The 18,617-nt window shown below is 68.4% G+C and carries 18 protein-coding genes; 8 read left to right on the top strand and 10 right to left on the bottom strand.

The genetic code is table 11. The features are described 5' to 3' along the window. Positions 1 to 278 precede the first annotated feature (278 nt). Positions 279 to 2,192 carry a PEP/pyruvate-binding domain-containing protein gene (locus AB0P21_RS32690; protein WP_363701683.1) on the bottom strand — a complete coding sequence of 638 codons (1,914 nt, stop codon included), beginning with the start codon at positions 2,190 to 2,192 and terminating at the stop codon, positions 279 to 281. A 58-nt stretch (positions 2,193 to 2,250) separates the two neighbouring features. Between AB0P21_RS32690 and AB0P21_RS32685 the strand changes: the two genes are divergently transcribed. Further along, the gene (locus AB0P21_RS32685; protein WP_363701681.1) at positions 2,251 to 2,658 is read left to right on the top strand and encodes a hypothetical protein; all 408 of its coding nucleotides are present in this window, start codon (positions 2,251 to 2,253) and stop codon (positions 2,656 to 2,658) included. Next, positions 2,655 to 3,293, top strand: coding sequence for a transcriptional regulator (locus AB0P21_RS32680; protein ID WP_363701679.1), 639 nt, complete (start codon positions 2,655 to 2,657; stop codon positions 3,291 to 3,293). The genes AB0P21_RS32685 and AB0P21_RS32680 overlap by 4 nt, the downstream gene beginning before the upstream one ends. 72 nt (positions 3,294 to 3,365) lie before the next feature. On the opposite strand, the gene AB0P21_RS32675 is transcribed toward AB0P21_RS32680, so the two are convergent. Both AB0P21_RS32675 and AB0P21_RS32670 read right to left on the bottom strand, forming a co-directional pair. Then, on the bottom strand, positions 3,366 to 4,736 hold the full coding sequence (locus tag AB0P21_RS32675; RefSeq protein WP_363701677.1) for a zinc-dependent metalloprotease family protein: 1,371 nt from the start codon (positions 4,734 to 4,736) through the stop codon (positions 3,366 to 3,368). A gap of 105 nt (positions 4,737 to 4,841) precedes the next feature. Continuing rightward, positions 4,842 to 6,290: a zinc-dependent metalloprotease family protein gene (locus AB0P21_RS32670; protein WP_363701675.1), complete on the bottom strand. Its 1,449-nt coding sequence runs from the start codon at positions 6,288 to 6,290 to the stop codon at positions 4,842 to 4,844. A gap of 241 nt (positions 6,291 to 6,531) precedes the next feature. Between AB0P21_RS32670 and AB0P21_RS32665 the strand changes: the two genes are divergently transcribed. Together AB0P21_RS32665 and AB0P21_RS32660 are read left to right on the top strand one after the other, a co-directional pair. Further along, positions 6,532 to 7,170: a dihydrofolate reductase family protein gene (locus AB0P21_RS32665; protein ID WP_363701673.1), complete on the top strand. Its 639-nt coding sequence runs from the start codon at positions 6,532 to 6,534 to the stop codon at positions 7,168 to 7,170. Between the two features lie 85 nt (positions 7,171 to 7,255). After that, positions 7,256 to 8,326 carry a glycoside hydrolase family 75 protein gene (locus AB0P21_RS32660; RefSeq protein WP_363701671.1) on the top strand — a complete coding sequence of 357 codons (1,071 nt, stop codon included), beginning with the start codon at positions 7,256 to 7,258 and terminating at the stop codon, positions 8,324 to 8,326. 160 nt (positions 8,327 to 8,486) lie between these two features. Here the strand turns inward: AB0P21_RS32660 and AB0P21_RS32655 are convergent, their stop codons facing one another. Next, positions 8,487 to 9,632 carry a zinc-dependent alcohol dehydrogenase family protein gene (locus AB0P21_RS32655; RefSeq protein WP_363701669.1) on the bottom strand — a complete coding sequence of 382 codons (1,146 nt, stop codon included), beginning with the start codon at positions 9,630 to 9,632 and terminating at the stop codon, positions 8,487 to 8,489. Continuing rightward, a complete protein-coding gene (locus tag AB0P21_RS32650; RefSeq protein ID WP_363701667.1) occupies positions 9,632 to 10,045 on the bottom strand; it encodes a thioesterase family protein in 414 nt (137 codons plus the stop codon). The genes AB0P21_RS32655 and AB0P21_RS32650 overlap by 1 nt, the downstream gene beginning before the upstream one ends. 23 nt (positions 10,046 to 10,068) lie before the next feature. Between AB0P21_RS32650 and AB0P21_RS32645 the strand changes: the two genes are divergently transcribed. Together AB0P21_RS32645 and AB0P21_RS32640 are read left to right on the top strand one after the other, a co-directional pair. After that, a complete protein-coding gene (locus AB0P21_RS32645) occupies positions 10,069 to 10,734 on the top strand; it encodes an alpha/beta hydrolase (protein ID WP_363701665.1) in 666 nt (221 codons plus the stop codon). A gap of 47 nt (positions 10,735 to 10,781) precedes the next feature. After that, positions 10,782 to 11,711 carry an acyl-ACP desaturase gene (locus tag AB0P21_RS32640; RefSeq protein ID WP_363701663.1) on the top strand — a complete coding sequence of 310 codons (930 nt, stop codon included), beginning with the start codon at positions 10,782 to 10,784 and terminating at the stop codon, positions 11,709 to 11,711. Here the strand turns inward: AB0P21_RS32640 and AB0P21_RS32635 are convergent, their stop codons facing one another. Further along, positions 11,712 to 12,332 (bottom strand): MerR family transcriptional regulator, encoded by a 621-nt coding sequence (locus AB0P21_RS32635; RefSeq protein WP_363701661.1) that lies wholly within the window; start codon positions 12,330 to 12,332, stop codon positions 11,712 to 11,714. It lies immediately after the preceding gene. A gap of 72 nt (positions 12,333 to 12,404) precedes the next feature. On the opposite strand from AB0P21_RS32635, the gene AB0P21_RS32630 reads away from it, so the two are divergent. Continuing rightward, positions 12,405 to 12,878 carry a DUF4188 domain-containing protein gene (locus AB0P21_RS32630; protein ID WP_363701659.1) on the top strand — a complete coding sequence of 158 codons (474 nt, stop codon included), beginning with the start codon at positions 12,405 to 12,407 and terminating at the stop codon, positions 12,876 to 12,878. A 13-nt stretch (positions 12,879 to 12,891) separates the two neighbouring features. Further along, positions 12,892 to 14,172 carry an MFS transporter gene (locus AB0P21_RS32625; RefSeq protein WP_363701657.1) on the top strand — a complete coding sequence of 427 codons (1,281 nt, stop codon included), beginning with the start codon at positions 12,892 to 12,894 and terminating at the stop codon, positions 14,170 to 14,172. Here the strand turns inward: AB0P21_RS32625 and AB0P21_RS32620 are convergent. From AB0P21_RS32620 to AB0P21_RS32605, 4 genes are all read right to left on the bottom strand, one after another. After that, positions 14,150 to 15,337, bottom strand: coding sequence for an ABC transporter permease (locus tag AB0P21_RS32620; protein WP_363701655.1), 1,188 nt, complete (start codon positions 15,335 to 15,337; stop codon positions 14,150 to 14,152). The two genes, AB0P21_RS32625 and AB0P21_RS32620, sit on opposite strands and share 23 nt — an antisense overlap. A 110-nt stretch (positions 15,338 to 15,447) precedes the next feature. Beyond that, complete coding sequence (locus tag AB0P21_RS32615; protein WP_363702329.1) at positions 15,448 to 16,140, bottom strand: ABC transporter ATP-binding protein; 693 nt, start codon at positions 16,138 to 16,140, stop codon at positions 15,448 to 15,450. Positions 16,141 to 16,145: 5 nt separating this feature from the next. Next, positions 16,146 to 17,444: a peptidoglycan-binding protein gene (locus tag AB0P21_RS32610; RefSeq protein WP_363701653.1), complete on the bottom strand. Its 1,299-nt coding sequence runs from the start codon at positions 17,442 to 17,444 to the stop codon at positions 16,146 to 16,148. Next, entirely contained in the window at positions 17,441 to 18,511 is a 1,071-nt protein-coding gene (locus AB0P21_RS32605) for a hypothetical protein (protein WP_363701651.1), read from the bottom strand. Before AB0P21_RS32605 ends, AB0P21_RS32610 begins: the two co-directional genes overlap by 4 nt. Positions 18,512 to 18,617 lie beyond the last annotated feature (106 nt).

Here is an 18,617-nt window from a genome sequence, read left to right as displayed (position 1 = left end):
GGTTAGCCGAATCGCTGTGGCCCATCGCAGCAGCCGAGCTCGGCCCTCGCGTGACGGATGAGGCGATCGCGACTCGCTGGCCCCAGACGGTACGTGCGGGACGGGGTTGGTTAGCCAACGCGGCGATCTGAGGGAACTGATCGGCCGACGCGGCACGGGCGAGGCCGGGGTTGGTTGGCGACGCGGCGGGGTGCGGTTGGTTAGCGACGCGGCGGGGTGCGGTTGGTCAGTCGACGCGGCGGGTGGGATCGGTTAGCCGATGCGGGGCCGGGGGCGAGCTAGAGCGGGTTGGACGTGGGGGCCACGGCGATCTGGCCGGTGGTGCCGTCGATTCTTGTCGGGTGGTTGTCGGTCAGGGTTTTGAGGGCGTTGGGGACTCCGAGGACTGCGGGGATTCGGTGTTCGCGGGCGACGATGGCGGCGTGGGAGAGGCGGCCGCCTACCTCGGTGATCACTCCGGCGACCAGGTTGAACAGCGGGGTCCAGGCGGGGTCGGTGAACCGGCAGACGAGGATGTCGCCCGGCTTGACGCGGTTGAAGTCCTCGATGCCGTTGACGATGCGGGCCGGGCCGGTGGCGACTCCGGGGCTCCCGCCGACTCCCCGCAGTACGCCGGGCTCGGGTTGCGCGGGGGCGCCAGAGTCGAGCGAGCCGGAATCGATCCGCATCGCGGGCGGCTGGTCCTGGAGATCGCCGAGCAGATCGGACTCGCCACGGCCGCGCGGGGCATCAGAGTCGAGCGAGCCGGAATCGGGCCGTATCGCGGGATCGCCCCGCCGCGCCGCCGGCTCGACGAGGGGTAGGACGCCAGTGTTGGGCGAGCCGGAATCGGGACGCGTTGCGGGCGGCTGGTCCTGGAGATCGCCGAGCAGATCGGGCTCGACCCGGCGGAGCGGGGCGCCAGAGTTAGGCGAGCCGGGATCGGGACGCGTCGTGGACTCGACGCGGCGGGGGGACGCGACGGCGGCGAGCGGGGCTGTGATCGGGCGAGGCGGGAGGACAGCGTCCAGCGGGGCTGTGATGGGGCGGGATTGTAGGAGCCAGATGTGTTGGCCCGATAGGGCGAACTCGATGTCTTGAGGGGTGCCTAGGTGGGTGGCGACTTGTTGGCCGAGGCGGATGATTTGGCGGGCTTGGTTGTCGGTGAGGGTGGGCTGATGTTGTTGGGGTGCGGGGACTTCGGTGGTGATGATGGTGGCGTTGTTGCGGTCTCGGCGGGTTTGTTTGGGGCCGAGGTGGCGGGTGAGGGTGCCGTCAGGGCTGAGGGTGTAGGTGTCGGGGGTGACCAAGCCTTGGACGACGCTTTCGCCTAGACCCCAGGAGGATTCCAGCACTGCGGTGTTGGTGGTGCGGGGGTCTGCGGTGAAGAGGACGCCGGCGACGTCGGCGTCGATGTGGCGTTGGATGAGGATCGCGATGGCTGGGGCGGCGGCCGCGGCGGCAGGCGCGAGAGCCGTGGCGGAATGCGCGACAGGAGTTGTGCCGGACGCGAGAGCGGCGGTGGCGGGAGCGGCGGCGGCAGGCGCAGGAGTAGTGGCGCCGGGCGCGGGAGCGATGGTGGCAGGCGCAGGAGTAGTGGCGCCGGGCGCGGGAGCGATGGTGGCAGGCGCAGGAGTAGTGGCGCCGGGCGCGGGAGCGATGGTGGCAGGCGCGGGAGTAGTGGCGCCGGGCGCGGGAGCGATGGTGGCAGGCGCGGGAGCGGCCGTGGCAGGCGCGGGGGCGGCGGTGGCGGTGGCAGGCGCGGGGGCGGCCGTGGCAGGCGTGAGTGCAGCGGCGCGTTGGCGGTAGGAGATGGCGCGGGGGCTCCAGAGGGAGGCCCAGATTGCCTGGATTTTGGCGGCGATGGCGGGGAGGCCTTCGATGCCTAGGTAGCTGTCGTGTTGGCCGGCTGCTGAGGCTGTGGGGGTGTCTTCTGTGGTGGCTGAGGAGCGTACTGCGACTGGGTGGTTGCCTAGTTCGGCTAGTGCGTCCGCTAGTTCGTCGAGTAGGCGAGGTGGGACGGGTTGGGATTCGACCAGCCGGTGGGCGTCGTGGGGATTGGTGAGGTCTAGATGGGCGGTGGCGGCGCGGTAGGCGGCGACGGGGATGACGAAACCGGGCGGGACCGCGAAGCCGGCTTGGGTGAGCTGGCCCAGGACCGCGGCTTTGGCGCCGGCGTTCTGGGGCGTGGCCTCGGTGAGGGGGATGATCAACCGGTCCTCGCTTCAACAGATTGTTGACAACTTTCTGTTGATGATGGACTGTTTCGGGGTGCAACGCAACGAGGACGGCGACCAGGCTGAGCGGGAGCGTGCGGCGCGGGAGGTGTTGCTGGCGGCGGGGGCCGATGGGCTTGAGCAGCGGCCGTGGCAGGTTGGGTCGATGCCTCCGTCGGCGGTTGATCTGACGCAGTTCTTCCTGTGGCGGTCTCGGTCGGCGGCGTTTGGTGAGGCGAACGAGGTCGACCAGGAGATGGCGGACGCAGTACTGGCGGCGCTTCAGTTACTGCCGGCTGCGCGGGCTGAGGTCGATCAGTTGGAGACCGGGTTGCTGTTTGCTGCGCGTGGGCTGGGGCTGACTTGGGCTCAGATGGCGTCGGCGCTTGGGCTGAATTCGCCGCAGGCTTGTCAGCAGCGGTTGGATCGGCTCACTGCAAGAAGCAGTCGGGTGACGCCGTGAGTGGCGGGTCGACGCCGGAGTTGCTGACGCTGCATGCCGTTCGGCTCAAGGGGGTCGCGGATGATCGGCGCATTGCGGAACGGTTCGCGCTCGATCAGGCGGTGACTTCGGAGTTGCTGCTCGATTATCAGGCGTACGGCTGGGTCACGTGGAGCGAGTTCGCGGGGTCTGGCGGGTGGTCGCTCACCGAGGCTGGTCGCGCGGAGAACGAACGGCAGTTGGCGACAGAGCTCGACCGGGCGGCGGGGCGCGGGCTGATTGCTGAGACCTATCAGGAGTTTCTGCCGCTCAACGAGCGGTTGCAGCGGGCTTGTACTGATTGGCAGCTCAGGCCGACCGAGGACGATCCGCTGGCGTTCAATGATCATCGCGATCGGCAGTGGGATCGGCTGGTGATCGATGAGTTGAAGGCGTTGGCGAAGGCGCTGCACGCGGTGTCTCTTCGGATCACTGTGGTGCTTGATCGGTTCGACGGGTACGACGTCAGGTTTGCCGACGCGCTGAAGAAGGTGCGTGAGGGAGACCATGCCTGGGTGGACAAGACGGGTGCGGATTCGTGCCACACCGTCTGGTTCGAGCTCCACGAGGATCTGATCGCCACGCTCGGCGTTCTCCGGAGTACACAGCTGTCATGACGCGCTGCTCGGGCAGCACGGGGTGGGGCCTGTGGTTGGTCGTCCGCCAGAGGATGACCAACCACAGGGGTCTTAGGAGGGGTTGATGGCGAGGGAGTAGCCGCCGCGGCTGCCGTAGGTGGAGTAGCCGGTGTTGAGGGGGTCGCCGTAGCCGACGTTGTCGATGCGGAGGTAGTAGGTGCCTGGCTGGAGGTTGCTGGTGACGGTGGCGGCTAGGCCGATGGGGGTGCCGGCGTCTGTCTGGCCGGAGGCGGGGTCGGCGGTGGTGACTACCGTGCCGGCTGAGTTGAGTAGGTCCAGTTTGATGTCGAGATTGCCGCCCAGGGCTGCGCCGCTGGCGGTGGCCGTGTAGTTGCCGGCGGTGGTGATGTTGAGGCGGTACACGTCGGTGTCGGTTTCGGCGGCGATGAAGCCGGTGGCGGGGGTGCCGAGGGTTAGGGCTGCGGCGGCGGCCGTGGTGTCGCCGGCTTCGTCAGTACGGAGTGCCAGGCCGTGGCTGTTGATCAGGGCGAAGTCGTCTTCCGGGTTGTTCGCGCCGGCGTACTGGCCGTTGCTCCATTGGCTGATGCCTCGGTAGTAGCCAACGCCCATGATTGGCGCCCAGGCGCCGTGGCCTTCGTAGTAGCCGACGGAGGCGGTGCCGTCGTGGCCGAGGCCGACGTTGTGGCCGGCTTCGTGCGAGGCCGCCTCGGCGAGGTTCTTCGCGCCGGTGCCGACGCCCTTCGTGAAGACCAGCGCCGGTTGGTAGTAGTCGTGCTGGTCCGGGTTGTCGTAGATGCCGATGTACGCGATGCCGCCGCAGCCACAGCTCGACTGGTACCAGGTGTCCGGGTCGATCAGTACGCGGGTTCCGTACTGCTGGTCGGCCGCGCCCGTCCGGTTGATCGCGTCCTGCGCCGGCTGCTGGGTGGTGACGTCGACATCGAAGGCGGAGTAGTCCTCCGCGACCCGCGCCCACACCTCGTGTACTACGTCCTGCTCGGCGGTACTGAAGACCGCCGCGTTCCCGTCGGTGTCGTACGCCGAGACGTTGACCGGGTCGATCCCCTTGTCCACGTTCCACGCCGTACCGGTGAGGTTGTGGCCGTCGAAGTCCAGGTAGATGACCTTGGTCGCGCCGGGCTTGCTGTGCAGCTCGAAGGCGGGACCCTCCGCAGCTACGGCTGCGGTGGTGGCCCAGCGAGGCGAGACCTCATGCGCCTTCTGGGCTGTGGTCAGTGCCGGCTCGCGGAAGTACAAGCGGCCGGTGCGGTCGAGCCGAGCGGTCTTGTCGTGAGCGAGGGTGTCGCGGAGTTGCTGTTCCGAGAGACCGTTGCTCTTAGCAACCTCATCGACAACGGGCTCCTGTGCTTGAGCCTGTGTGCCGGCAGTGAATGCAAGTGCTCCGAAAACAACGGCACCAGCACTCACCAACGCACCGGCACGACGATATTTCCCTACCATCTGGAATCCTCCTCAAGGATTCCCCCCGGTTGCACGTCCCCCCGTGGACGTAGCCGGACAGGTGGGCGGAGCGAGCGCCCACCTGTCCGGGCACAACTGGGTCGGTCAGCCGGCGGTGACCCGAACCGAGTAGCCGCCGCGGCTGCCGTAGGTGGAGTAGCCGGTGTTCAGCGGGTTGCCGTAGCCGACGTTCTCGACGCGGAGGTAGTAGCGGCCCGCGGTGACCTGGCGGTTGATGCTGGCGCTCAGACCGGTCGGCGTCGCCGAGTTGGTCTGGCCGGAGGCCGGATCCGCGGTGGCGACGACGGCCCCTGAGGAGTTCAGCAACTGGAGCTTGATGTCCAGGTCGGCGCCGGACGCGGCGGAGTTGGCCGCGAAGGTGAAGGTGCCGGCCGACAGGTCGACCCGGAAGGTGTCGACGTCCGAGTCGCTGGCGTAGACGCCGTTGACCGCAGTACCGACCGTGAGGGCGGTTGCGTCGCCGGTGCCGTTGCCGTGGTCGTCGGCGCGCAGGGCCAGGCCGTTCTGGCCGATGACCGTGAAGTCGTCTTCCTTGTTGTTGGCGCCGGAGTACTCGCCCTTGCTCCACTGGCTGATCGCCTTGGAGTAGCCGACGCCCATGATCGGCGCCCAGGCGCCGTGACCGCTGTAGTAGCCGACCGAGCCGGTGCCGTCGTGGCTGAGCCCGAGGTTGTGACCGGCCTCGTGCGAGGCGGCCTCGGCGATGTTCTTGGCGCCGGTACCGACACCCTTCGTGAAGACCAGGGCGGGCTGGTAGTACGAGTGCTGCGAGGTGCTGTCGTAGACACCGACGTACGCGACACCGCCGCAACCGCAGCCGGACTGGTACCAGGTGGTCGGGTCGATCACGACGCGCGTGCCGTACTGCTGGTCGGACGAACCCGACCGGGTAATGGCCGACTCGGCCGGCGCCTGCGTGGTCACGTCGACGTCGAACGGCGCGTAGTCCTCGGCGATCCGGGCCCACACCTCGCGGACGACGTTCTGCTCGGCGGTGCTCCAGTTGCCGGTGTTGCCGTCGGTGTCGTACGCCGTGACGTTGACCGTGGCCGGCTTGCCACCCGTGTTCCAGGCGGTGCCGCTGATCGTGTGGCCGTCGAAGTCCAGGTAGATCACCCGGTTCGAGCCGGCCTTGCTGTGCAACTGGAAGGCCGGGCCGTCGGCGGCGGCTCGCGCGCGGGTCGCCCACTTCGGCGACTTGGCGGTGGCGGCGCGCTCCTTGGCGGTGGCGACCGGCTCGGCGTAGAAGAGCTTGCCGGTCTTGTCCAGCCAGCTGGTCTTGTCAGTGGCCAGGATCTGCTGCAGCTTCTGCTCGGCGATGCCGTTGCGCTCGGCCAGTTCGGCGAGTCGCGGCTGCACCTTGCCGAGCGCGGCCTTTCCTTGCAGCGACTGCCCTCCGAGCAACGTGTCCACGGGGGCGGGGGACGGACTTTGCTGGGCGCCTGCTTGGTTACCGGCCGCGACGGCCAGCGCTCCGAACAGAACGGCACCGGTGCCTACCAGCGCACCGGTACGGCGGAACCTTTTGTGCATCGGGGCCCTCCTCAGGGACTCCTGACGGCTCCTCGGCGGGTATCGCCGGGCGGCGGGGAGGAACCGTCCTACTCACTAGCGGTGCGCTCGCGCGCACGCTCAGTAGAAGCAGCCTGCCCCACCGGTTGCCTCGCTGTATACATTTTTCGGAGGAATTTACGAACTCCGTGTCGATCCGGCCGTGGCCCGTCCGACGCGTTGTCGAAAGCACCAACCGGCACGACGACAACGGAGACGGATCATGAAGCTCACACTGCACACCTTCCTCAGCATCGACGGCGTCATGCAGGGTCCGGGCGGCTTCGAGGAGGACCGCAGCGGCGGTTTCGACCGCGGCGGCTGGCTGATGCCGTACGGCGACGAGGTGATGGGCGAGATCACCGAGAGCTGGTTCGCCCGGGCGGACGCCATCCTGCTCGGCCGGACGACGTACACGATGATGCAGGCCTACTGGTCGCAGATCGACGACGGCAGCAACACCGCCACCGGCCTCAACCAGCTGCCGAAGTACGTCGCCACCTCGACGCCGCTGACCCCGGTCTGGAACGACAGCACCGCGCTCACCGGCGACGTCATCAAGCAGGTCGAGGAGCTGAAGGCGAGGCCCGGCCGCGAGCTGCAGATCCACGGCTCGGCCGGCCTGGCCCGCTCGCTGCACGCGGCCGGCCTGATCGACGAGTACCGGCTGATCACCTTCCCGGTCGCGGTCGGCACCGGCAAGCGGCTGTTCACCGAGGACGCCCCGGCGACCGGCTTCGAGCTGGTCGAGAGCCGCGTCACCGGCACCGGCGGCGTGTACTCCGTGCTCACGCCGACCCCGTTCCTGACCGGTACCGCGGTGATCGAGGACGGCAGCTCGACCTTCTCGGTCGACTCCTGAGTTCCGGAACCACAGCCTCTTGACGGGTTGATTTTTCACCTCTCTGATAGTTAGGAAGCTTTACTAACTATCAGAGAGGTGAAAGATGCGTACCTTCCGCCCCATCGCACTTGCCCTCGCCTTGTTCGGCGCCGCTCTGCTGGTGCCGACCGCCGCGACCACCGCAGTTGCCGCGACCACGACGTACCAGGCCGAGAGCGCCGCCCGGACCCAGGGCGTGGTCGAGTCGAACCATGCCGGCTTCACCGGCACCGGGTTCGTCAACTACGACAACGTGGCCGGCTCGTCGGTCACCTTCACCGTGAACGTCGGGACCGCCGGCAACGCCGCGCTGGCGTTCCGGTTCGCCAACGGCACCACGGTGAACCGGCCGATGAGCATCGCGGTCGACGGCACCACCGTCGCGACCCCGCAGTTCGCCGGGACCGGCGCCTGGACCACCTGGAACACCACCACGGTGAACGCGACGCTGTCCGCCGGCAGCCACACCATCAAGACCACCGCCACCACCGCGAACGGCGGCCCGAACCTCGACTCGCTCACCGTCACGGACTCCGGCGGCGGAGGCGGCGGCGCCCCGACTGCCTCCGAACTGCTCGCCAAGGTGACCAGTTGCAGCCAGATCTCCAACGGCACCTACAAGACCGACTCCGAGCTCGGCCGCACCATCCCGGTCTGCGGGAAGAACGGCGCCGTGTTCTGGAAGGCCGATCTCGACATCGACTGCGACGGCCTGCGCACCTCGCAGTGCAACGAGAACACCGACCCGTGGTTCCAGCCGGACACCGCCTTCCACACCTCCACGAACCAGCCGCTGAACGCCGCGCAGCTCCCGTACGTCGTGGTTCCGAGCCCGAGCAGCACCTGGGACTACCGCAACTTCCAGATCGCCGGCGGCGGCGTGGTCGCGGTCATCTACAACAACCAGGTCAGCTACGCGGTCGTCGGCGACACCGGCCCGGTCGACATCATCGGCGAGGCGTCGTACGCCGCGGCGGTCAAGCTCGGCATCAACCCGAACCCGGCCAACGGCGGCACCGACTCCGGCGTCACCTACATCGTGTTCAAGAACTCGACCATCAACCCGATCGAGAACCAGAGCCTGGCCACCTCCCGCGGTCAGGAGCTGGCGCGCACCTTCATCAACAACAACTAGGTCGTGTCTCCCGGTTCCCGCCGTAGCGAGCAGGTGCTCGGTGCGGTAGCTCGGCGTGCTGGAGTGAAGGCCTCGATGTTTTTCCATCGTGGCCTTTGCTCCAGTGCGGCGAGGTGCCGTGCCGAGTGCCGCGCAGTAGGCGGGAACCGGGAGACACGGCCTAGAGGAGCAACACCTGGCGGATCGAGGTCCCGGCCGCCAGGGTGTCGAAGGCTTCGTTGAGGCTCTCCAGGCGGACCGTCGAGGTCAGCAACCGGTCGACGGGCAGGCGGCCCGCCTGGTAGAGCGCGATGTACCGCGGGATGTCGCGGCTCGGAATCGCCGAGCCGAGGTACGAGCCTTTCAGCGTGCGCTCCTCGGCGACCAGGCTGACGGCCGGAATGCTCAAGTTCTGCGAGGGATCCGGCAGGCCCACGGTGACGGTGGTGCCGCCGCGACGAGTGGCGGCGTACGCCTGCGCCAGTACTGCGGCACTGCCCACCGTCTCGATCGCGTACCGCGCTCCGCCGCGTGTCGCCTCACGGACCTGCTCCACAACATCGTTGCTTCGGGCATCGATCGCGTGGGTGGCGCCGAGCTCTTTCGCCAGCGCGAGCTTCTCCGGGACGACGTCGACCGCCACCAGTGGATGCGCGCCGACCAAGGCCGCGCCGAGCAGGGCTGACAGGCCGACGCCACCGAGGCCGAAAACGACGGCGCTTTGGCCGGCCTGGATGCGCGCCGTGTTGACCACTGCACCGACGCCGGTCATGACCGCGCAGCCGAAAAGGGCGGCGATCTCTGGGGGCAACTCAGGGTCAATCTTCACCGCTGAGCGGGCAGACACGACGGCGTGGTCAGCGAAGCCGGAGACGCCCAGGTGGTGGTGGAGGTGCCCGGAGCCGGACGACACCGAGTCGGCGGACGGCGCGGAGCTCAATCTGCGTTCGCCAGAGAGCAGCGTGCCGGCGGTGTTGGCTGCCGCGCCCGGCTCACACAACGCGGCGCGGCCTTCTGCACAAGGCGGGCAGGCTCCACACGCCGGCACGAAAGCAAAGCCCACCGTGTCGCCGACAGCGAAACCAGGTGCCTCCGACTGGAGCACCTCGCCGGTCGCCTCGTGGCCGAGCAGCATCGGCATCACGCGAGGGCGCGAGCCGTTGATCACCGACAGGTCCGAGTGGCACAGACCGGCGGCGCGGATCCGGACCAGCAACTCCCCCGGCCCCGGTGGCGCGAGCTCGACCTCCTCGATCGCGAGCGGCCGCGATTCGGCGTACGGGCTGGGCAGACCCATCTCCCGCAGTACTGCGCCTCGCACGATCATCAGGTGATTCCTTCCAGCGCGGTGCGGATCCCGGCCGGGATCGGGACGGGCCGGCGGTCGGCGCGATCCACGAAGACGTGCACGAACCGCCCGGTCGCGGCCGGCTCCGCGGAGCCTTCCCGGAACAGGCCGATCTCATACGTCACGCTGGAGTTGCCGAGCTTCGCCACCCGCAGCCCGGCATCCACCGTCTCCGGGAACGCCAGCGACTGCTGGAAGCCGCACTGCGACTCGACGCACAGCCCGATCACGTCACCACGATGGATGTCGAGCTCCCCCACCCGGATCAGGAACTCGTTGATCACGGTGTCGAAGAAGCTGTAGTACTCGACGTTGTTCACATGCCCGTAGACGTCGTTGTCCTTCCACCGCGTGCCGATCGCGAGGAAGTGCGGGTAGGCGCTCCGATCCATCCGCTCACCTTAGGGTGATGCGGGTGACTTATGTACTGATCCCAGGCGCCGGTTGCACCCCCTGGCACTGGCATCCCCTGACCGCGGAGCTGCAGGCGCGCGGGCAGGAAGTCGTCGCCGTCGACCTGCCGTGCGACGACGAGACCGCAGGACTCAGCCGGTACTGCGAAGAGGTGGTGACCGCAGTCGGCCGGCGTACCGACCTGGTCGTCGTGGCCCACTCGCTCGGCGGATTCACCGCGCCGGCCGTTTGCGAACGGCTGCCCGTCGACCTGATGGTCTTCGTGGCGGCGATGATCCCGAGCCCGCGGGAAGCCGTGAGCGACTACTGGGGACACACCGACTATGCCTGGGACGGCGACCCCGAATCGGACTACTTCTTCCAGGATCTGCCGAGGGAGCTTGCTGACGAGGCTCGACGCCAGCTGCGAACTCAGGCTGGGCGGCCGATGAGCGATCCCGCGTTGTTCGAGCACTGGCCCGAGACTCCGGTGCGGGCTGTGATCGCGACCGAGGATCTGATGTTCCCGGCCGATTATCTGCGCAAACTGACCACCGATCGGCTGGGCTTCGCGCCGGACGAGCTGCCTGGCGGGCACTTTCCGATGCTGGGCCAGGCGGGTGCATTGGCCGAGTTGCTCGAGGCGTACCGGCGCGGAGTACCGGCGGCTGAACCTACGCTTGCGTAACTTACGGTGGCGTAGGGTGGGACAACCCGCCGACGAAGGAGACTCCGGTGAACGACAAGCTGGTGACCAACCTGCTGCACGAGCTGGAGCCGGTCGTCGAGGAGAATCTCGAGCGGCATCTGGCGATCACCAAGAACTGGAATCCACACGACTACGTGCCGTGGAGCGAGGGGCGCGACTTCGCCTTCCTCGGGGGCGAGGACTGGGCGCCGGAGCAGTCGCGGCTCGACCCGGTGGCCAAGGTCGCGATGATCACCAACCTGCTGACCGAGGACAACCTGCCGTCGTACCACCGGGAGATCGCCACCCAGTTCGGGCTCGACGGGGCGTGGGGCACCTGGGTCGGGCGCTGGACCGCCGAGGAGGGCCGGCACGGGATCGCGCTGCGCGACTACCTGGTGGTCACCCGCGGCGTCGACCCGGTCGAGCTCGAGGTGGCGCGGATGGCGCACATGACGGTCGGGCACGAGGTCGACAAGAACATGCTCGAGGCGATCGCCTACGTCAGCTTCCAGGAGCTCGCCACCCGGGTCTCGCACCGCAACACGGGGAAGGCGACCGGTTGCCCGATCGCCGACCAGTTGCTGGCGCGGATCGCGACCGACGAGAACCTGCACATGATCTTCTACCGCAACCTGGTCTCCGCCGCGTTCGAGTCGGCGCCGAACGAGACGATGCGCGCGGTCACCAACGAGGTGCGCAACTTCTCGATGCCCGGGGCGACGATGGAGGGTTTCGCGCGGAACTCGGTGACCATCGCCAAGGCGGGCATCTACGACCTGCGGCTGCACCACGACGAGGTGGTCGCGCCGATCCTGCGGAAGTGGAAGGTCTTCGACCGCGAAGACCTGTCGGGTGAGGGCGCGAAGGCGCGGGACGAGCTGGCGGAGTTCATGACCGCGCTGGATGCTCAGGCGTCGCGGTTCGTCGAGCAGCGCGCCCGGCTGCTGGAGCGTCAGGCGGCTCGCGCCAACTAGTCAGTACTGCGTACTGCCGTAGCGGTGAGCCGAGGCATTCTGCTGGGCCAGGCGTCGCAGAGCCAGCAGGACCGGCCCGCCCAGGGCGGTGACGAGGACGGTGTCCTCGACGGTTCGCTGGCGGTCGCCGTCGGGCAGGTTGGCCACCTCGGCCTCGGCGACCTCGTTGGCCGCTGAGGCGTAGATCTTCAGCAGTTCGTCGTCGAGGTGGTAGCCGACCTTCTCCAGCGCATCGATCGCGTCGGCAAGGAACACCCGGTCCGGCGACTCGGAGTAGATCCGCCACCCTCGCTCGGCGACGAGAGCGTCGACCCGACGGCGGGACTCGTCGGACGCCGTCAGGTCGGCGGGGATCAGGGCGCCGTGCGCCGCTCCCAGTACTTCGTGCAGGTCACGGGACTCCTCGTCTACCTCGGCCAGCACGCTGCGCACCCGGGCAAGTGACAAGCCGCCCGCCTCGACGAGGGCGCGGATCAACTTGAGCCGGCGGACGTGCGCTTCGCCGTACCGGGCCCTGGTGGCGCCGACCGCCTCGCCCGCGGGCAACAGGCCCTCGCGCAGGTAGTACTTGATCGTCGCTACCGGCACGTCGGTCTGTCTCGACAGTTCAGCGATCCACATCGAGCCTCCTCTTGACTTTTAGAGAGTATCACTCTCCAATATTGGGTAGTTGAACTATCCAAGGAGCTCATGATGATCCCCGGACGACAGACCGCGGCGTACGACAAGGACCTGGTGGTGTTCGTGATCGGCTTCCGGGTGAACAAGTTCCGCGCCTTCAAGGAGTGGTTGCCGGTGGCCCGCGCGATGCCGCCGATGCTGCGCGAACTGGTGGCCGACCAGGACAGCGGCCTGCTCGGCTTCCGCACCTTCCCCGGCCTGCGGACCACCACGATGATCCAGTACTGGGAATCGGTCGAGAAGCTGCAGGCGTTCGCCAACGACCCGGATCGCACCCACCGCCCGGCCTGGACCAACTTCTTCAAGTACGCCTACAAGAGCAACAACGTCGGCATCTACCACGAGACGTTCGTCGTCCCGGCCGGTCACTCCGAGACCATCTACGGCAACATGCCGCTGATCGGCCTCGGCAAGGTGGCCGGCGTCGTCCCGGTGAACAAGCGGGGTGATACCGCGGCCGAGCGGCTCGGCGGCAGGGAGCTGTGACTACAGTGCAGGCGTGCAGTTCATCCGGGACCTTGGCAGGCTGCTGCGGCGTGGGGATTTCCGGAGGCTGTTCGCGGTTCGGCTGACCTCGCAGTTCGGGGACGGCGTCTTTCAGGTGGCGCTGGCGTCGTACGTGTTGTTCTCGCCGGAGCGGGCGCCGGACGCGGCGGCGATCGCCGGGTTGTTCGCGGTCGCGTTGTTGCCGTTCTCGGTGCTGGGGCCGTTCACCGGGGTGTTGCTCGACCGCTGGTCGCGGCGGCAGATTCTGTTCGGGGCGAATCTGACCCGGGCCGGGCTGGTGCTGGTGGTCGGCGGGATCGTTGCTGCAGGCAACGCTGGGGTGCCGTTCTACCTGGCGGTGCTGCTGACCCTCGGGGTCAACCGCTTCTTGCTGTCCGGGTTGTCCGCCGGTCTTCCACACGTTGTGGACAACGACGAACTGGTGATGGCCAACGCGGTCACCCCCACCTCCGGTACTGCGTCCTTCCTGATCGGCGGTGGCGTCGGAGCCGGCGTCAAGCTCCTCTCCGACTCGGACCTCGCAGTTCTCGGTACTACGGCCGCCGTCTACCTCGCCGCGGCTCTGCTCGCGCTACGACTTCGGCGCAACCAGCTCGGCCCCGACCTGACCGGCGACGAACCCGGCGTGGTGGAAGCGATCCGCGGCATCCTGTCCGGCCTGGTCGACGGTGGCCGGCATCTCAAGGAGCGGCGGCAGGCGGCGCTCGGGCTGGCCGCGATCGGGTCGCTGCGCTTCTTCTTCGGCCTCGTCACGGTCGCGATGATCCTGCTGTACCGCAACGAGTTCTACGGTCCTGACCAGCTGGACCAGGCGTTCGGCGCGCTCGCGCTCGCGACCGGAGCGGTCGGCGCCGGTCTGTTCATCGCCGCCCTGGTGACGCCGTGGGCCACCCGCGTGCTGACGCTGCGCCGCTGGATCACCGTTCTGTTCGTCGGCGCCGCGGTGGTGACCGCGTTCCCCGGCGGGCTCTACACCCAGCCCGCGATCCTGGTCTCCGGGTTCCTCACCGGCTTCTGCGCCCAGGGCGTGAAGATCAGCGTCGACACCCTCGTCCAGACGGGTGTCGACGATGTCTTCCGCGGCCGCGTGTTCGCGCTCTACGACATGATCTTCAACGTCGGCCAGGTCTCCGCGGCCGCCCTCGGCGCGCTGATCCTGCCGGACAACGGCAAGTCGTACCCGGTCCTGGCCTTCGTCGTCCTCGGCTTCCTGCTCAGTGCTTTCCTGTACTCCCGTTGGTCGTCGCCACTCAGGTCCCCCGCAGTGCTGTGATCGGCTGGATGGCGGAGGCCTTCCAGGCGGGATAGGTGCCGGCGATCAAGCCGATCACCGCGCCGAGGAACGGCGCTCCGAAGGTGAGCTTGTTGTCCAGGATCGGGGTCCAGTCGCGGGCGAAGGAAACTCCGACCGTGAGCAGGACGCCGACCGCCGTACCCAGCAGGCCGCCGAGGAAGCCGACGATCACGCTCTCCACCAGGAACTGTCCGGCCACGTGTCGTCGCGCGGCGCCCAGGGCCCGGCGCAGGCCGATCTCGCCGACTCGTTCCAGCACCGACAGCAGCGTCACGTTGGCGATGCCGAGGCCGCCGACCAGCAGCGCGACCGCGCCCAGCAGGAGGAACAGCGCGTTCAGGTTGGACTCGACACCCTTCCGGACGCCGCCCTGTTTCGGCGGCGCGTCGACCTTCATCCCGCTCGGGTCGTTCGGCTCGATCGCGATCGGCGCCTGCTTGGCGATCAGTTGGGCCGCGCCGACCGACGTACGGATCTCGACCGATTCCGGGGCCTTCAGGTTGAAGGCGGTCTTGGCAGTTCCGTTCGGGATGATCACCGAGTCGAGCAGCTCGGCCTTGCCGCTGACCGCGTCGAGGATGCCGATCACCGTGTAGGCCTGGTCGCCGATGAAGACGGCCGGTTGCGAGTCGACCCGGTTGATGCCGAGCCGCTTCGCCGCGTTCTTGCCGAGGACGACGACCTTGTCGCCGCGGGCGTCGTGGCCGGCGTCGAAGAACCGGCCGGTCTTCAGCGCGGCGCGGACGGCGTCGAAGAGCCCGCCCGAGGCCGCCATCACCTGCAGCTTGTAGCCCTCCTTCTGGCCGTCCAGCCCGGTGACGCTGCGCACCAGGTCGTCACCGACGTCCACCTGGCTGACGGTGCCGGCCGCGTCCACGCCGTTCAGCCTGGTGAGCCGCTCTGGGGCGTCCCACGGGAGCTGGGTCGCTGCCTCGCCTTCCTGCCCGTTGTCGTCGGGGGTGACGACCACCCGGGTCGCGGCGGCGAGGTCGAACAGCTGGGTGATCTGACCGGCCGCGGTCTGGCCGAGCCCGACGGTGCCGACCAGCGCGGCGATGCCGAGCACCGTGCCGAGCGTGGTCAGTACCAGTCGGGTCGGCCGCGCCGCGACGCCTGCCAGCGCCTCGTCGAGAAGGTCGCGCAACGCGGGGCCGCTCGTCCTTCGACGACGTCTATTTCGAGAAGTGGACGGCCCGCCGGCGGGATCCGGGGGGCCTGCCTTGGGGGAACGAACTTTCGGAGTACGGCGCCGGCTCACCACTGCAGCGTCCCGTCGACGATCCGGACCCGGCGCTGCGCCCGCTCACTGACATGGTCGTCGTGAGTGATCACCGCCAGCGTCATGCCCTCGTGGTGCAGTTCGTCGAACACCTCGAGGATCGCCTCGGCGTTGGCGCTGTCCAGGTTGCCGGTCGGTTCGTCGGCCAGCAGCAGACTCGGCTCGGCGACCAGTGCCCGGGCGATCGCGACGCGTTGCCGCTCGCCGCCCGACAGGGTGCCGGGCCCGAACTCCATCCGGTGTGCCAGCCCGACCCGTTCCAGGGCGACTCGTGCACGGGCCATCCGCTCCTTCCGCGGTACTCCGACGTAGACCATCGACAGCGCGACGTTCTCCAGCACGGTCCGGTGGTCGAGCAGATGGAACGACTGGAACACGAACCCGATCCGCTCCCCCCGTAGTACGGCGCGACGCCGCTCGCGCAGGCTCATCGTGTCGACCCCGTCCAGCCGGTAGACCCCGCCGGTCGGGTTGTCGAGCAGCCCGAGCAGGTGCAGCAGCGTCGACTTGCCGGAGCCGGACGGCCCGACGATCGACAGGTACTCGCCTTCGCGGATCGTCAGGTCGATCTCCCGGATCGCCTGCACCTCGGGCGGCCCGGGGAAGAACCGCCGGACGCCGATCATCTCCACCACCGGCGCGGGCAGCGCGACCGCGGTCGCGGCCATTGCGGTCATTTGCCGACCACCACTTGGTCGCCCTCGGACAGCTTGGCGTCGCCGGTCGCCGTCACCTGGGCGAACCCGTCGGCGGACAGCCCCACCTTGACCGGAATCAGCTCGACCTTGCCGTTACGCAGTACTTCGACCCGCGAGCTGCCGTCCGAGCCGGCCGACAGCGCGGCCAGCGGTACGGCGAGCACTTTGCCGTTGGTGCTCTTCAACGGGATGGTCACCTTGACGTTCGCCTCACGGAGCCGGGTCAGCTGGGCAGCGGTCAGCGTCTTCGGCGAGATCACCACCGTGTACTCGTCACCGCTGCCGGTGATCCGGACGACCTTCGCCTGGACGACCGAACCGTCCCCGGGGTCGAAGCTGGCCGGCATCCTGGCCTTGAGCCGCTCCTTGGTCGCGGCATCGACCTTGATGCTGACCACGAGCGCGGCGCCACTGGCCGACATCACCACGCCGTTGACGGTGGCTCCCCGCTCGGTCTTCACCTCGTCGACCCGGCGCGGCAGCGACTTCACGTAGACCACCTCCGACAGCGGCAGCGGCGTACCGGCCTTGAACTCGGCCTCGTTCTTCGCCTCGACCGCGTCGGCCAGGTTCTCCTCCGCGTCGTCGACCAGACCTTGCTGGACCGAGGTGTCCGCCTTGCCCGGGCCGGCCTTGGCCTGCTTGAGCGCGGACTTCGCCTGCCGGAGCGCGTTCTTCGCCGCGTCGACGCTCTTGTCGGCCTGCTCCACCGCCTGCTTGAGCGGCTCATCGGCCTCCGGCGCGTCGTACCCGGCCGCTTCGTAGAGCTCCCGGATCGCCCGCGAAGTACTGGTGTCGTACTTCGTGTCGACCTTGCCCGGGTCGAAGCCCAGCTTCGCCAGCGTCTGCTCGAGCTGCAGCACGTCCGGACCCTTGGAGCCCGGCGCGAGCGCCCGGTACATCGGCAGTACTCCGGGGAGCCCGATCACCGGGCGCCCTGCGATCTCCAGCAACGCCTTGCCCGCCAGCAACTGGGAGCCGACCTTCGGCACCTTGCCCGTCACCACGGCCGGGGTCTGCAGACCACTCGTCTCGATCCGGATGTTCACCGCTCCGTCGAACGAGGTGTCCCCGCGCCCGACCACCTTGCTGGACAACGCCTTCAGCTCCACCGGCACCGTGATCTGGGAGGCCTTCGGCGGCGCCGTCTTGGCCGCCGCGTCCTCCGGCGACATCAGCCGGCTGCCGGCCGCGACGCCGACCCCGAGTGAGAGCGTCGCGACCGCGGAGACTCCGATCAGTACCCGGCGGCGCGACTTGGGTGACGCGGTCACCGCTCCGACACCGAGTCGCGGTACTGCTCGAGCTGGGTCTTGTTCGCCTCCACGAACTCCTTCTCCAGCTCGTACTGCGCCTTCTTGAACGGCTCGTCGTACACCTTCTTCTTGCAGCCCTGGTCGGCCTTGGCCAGCTCGATCTCCTCCTTGCGCAGGTCGCCGAGCTTGGCGGCGTCGACCTTGTCGAGCGAGGGCGGGCCGATCGCCGTCATCTGGCCGGGCTTCTGCGTTCCCTTGTCGCCGCCCGACAGCTCGTCCAGCTTCTTGCTGATCGACTCGCGCGGCTCGTCCACCTTCTTGAAGCCGCTGTGCCCGGCGTCGGCGAGGCAGTCCGACCAGGCCGAGGTGGCGTCGATGACGCGCTGGTCACCCTCGATCCGCTTGCGCAGCGCCTCGATGTCCTTGAACAGCGAGTCGAACTTCTTGAAGTCGGTCAGCTGCTCGTCGCGACTGCCGAACACCTCGTCGGCGGCCTTGCCGCGGCACCCCGTGTCGGGTTTCTTGCCCTTGTCCCCCGCCTGCGGAGCGATCGCGATCACGCCGTTGCCCTCGCCGGTGTCGAACTGGCCGTTCAGCGCCTTGCCGTAGGCCTTCTGCGCGGTCGGCGACAGCGCCTTGCGGATCTTGCTGTTCGGGTCGTCGTTCGCCTGGTCGTCCGGCTTGCCCCAGTCGATCGTGGAGATGCCGTAGCCGTACTGCTCGGCGAACTTGTCCGGCGGCAGCTTGAACGCCTCGTCGAACTTGCCCTTGCCCTGCGACTCCGGCGGTACCGCGACGTAGTCGAAACCGGCCGTCTTCATACAGGCGGCGACCGCTTCCTCCATCTTGCGCTGCTTGGCCAGCTGCTCCTCGGACGACTCGTTGGAGCCCGGGCCGATCGCCCGGGTCGCCATCATCGGGCCGCCACCGCCGGAGCTGATGAACCCTTCGCCCAGGTACTCCGCGAGCGGGCTCTTGTCGTCGCCGTTCTTCACCGGCTCGTTGTCGGCGGCCGAGCCGTTCGCTCCACAGCCGGCGAGTGCCAGGACGGCCACCAGGGAGAGCGCTATGCGTGAGTTCTTCATGAGGTGGAGCCTGGCGGGACGGCCGTGAAGAACCTGTGAAGGACCGATCAGCACCTGATGCTCTCAGCCGATCTTCATCGAAATCTCATGAAGATCGGTCACTCTC

The organism is Kribbella sp. NPDC056861 (genome assembly GCF_040687575.1).
Taxonomy (GTDB): domain Bacteria; phylum Actinomycetota; class Actinomycetes; order Propionibacteriales; family Kribbellaceae; genus Kribbella.
Note: the sequence above shows the minus strand (reverse complement) of the source record. Positions and strands in the feature narration are given on the sequence as shown.

Coding starts and splice junctions, on each gene's coding strand:
- AB0P21_RS32660 (WP_363701671.1), top strand. CDS start 7,256: ATGCGTACCTTCCGCCCCATCGCACTTGCCCTCGCCTTGTTCGGCGCC.
- AB0P21_RS32655 (WP_363701669.1), bottom strand. CDS start 9,632: ATGATCGTGCGAGGCGCAGTACTGCGGGAGATGGGTCTGCCCAGCCCG.
- AB0P21_RS32635 (WP_363701661.1), bottom strand. CDS start 12,332: ATGTGGATCGCTGAACTGTCGAGACAGACCGACGTGCCGGTAGCGACG.
- AB0P21_RS32630 (WP_363701659.1), top strand. CDS start 12,405: ATGATCCCCGGACGACAGACCGCGGCGTACGACAAGGACCTGGTGGTG.
- AB0P21_RS32670 (WP_363701675.1), bottom strand. CDS start 6,290: ATGCACAAAAGGTTCCGCCGTACCGGTGCGCTGGTAGGCACCGGTGCC.
- AB0P21_RS32615 (WP_363702329.1), bottom strand. CDS start 16,140: ATGGCCGCGACCGCGGTCGCGCTGCCCGCGCCGGTGGTGGAGATGATC.
- AB0P21_RS32675 (WP_363701677.1), bottom strand. CDS start 4,736: ATGGTAGGGAAATATCGTCGTGCCGGTGCGTTGGTGAGTGCTGGTGCC.
- AB0P21_RS32605 (WP_363701651.1), bottom strand. CDS start 18,511: ATGAAGAACTCACGCATAGCGCTCTCCCTGGTGGCCGTCCTGGCACTC.
- AB0P21_RS32650 (WP_363701667.1), bottom strand. CDS start 10,045: ATGGATCGGAGCGCCTACCCGCACTTCCTCGCGATCGGCACGCGGTGG.
- AB0P21_RS32665 (WP_363701673.1), top strand. CDS start 6,532: ATGAAGCTCACACTGCACACCTTCCTCAGCATCGACGGCGTCATGCAG.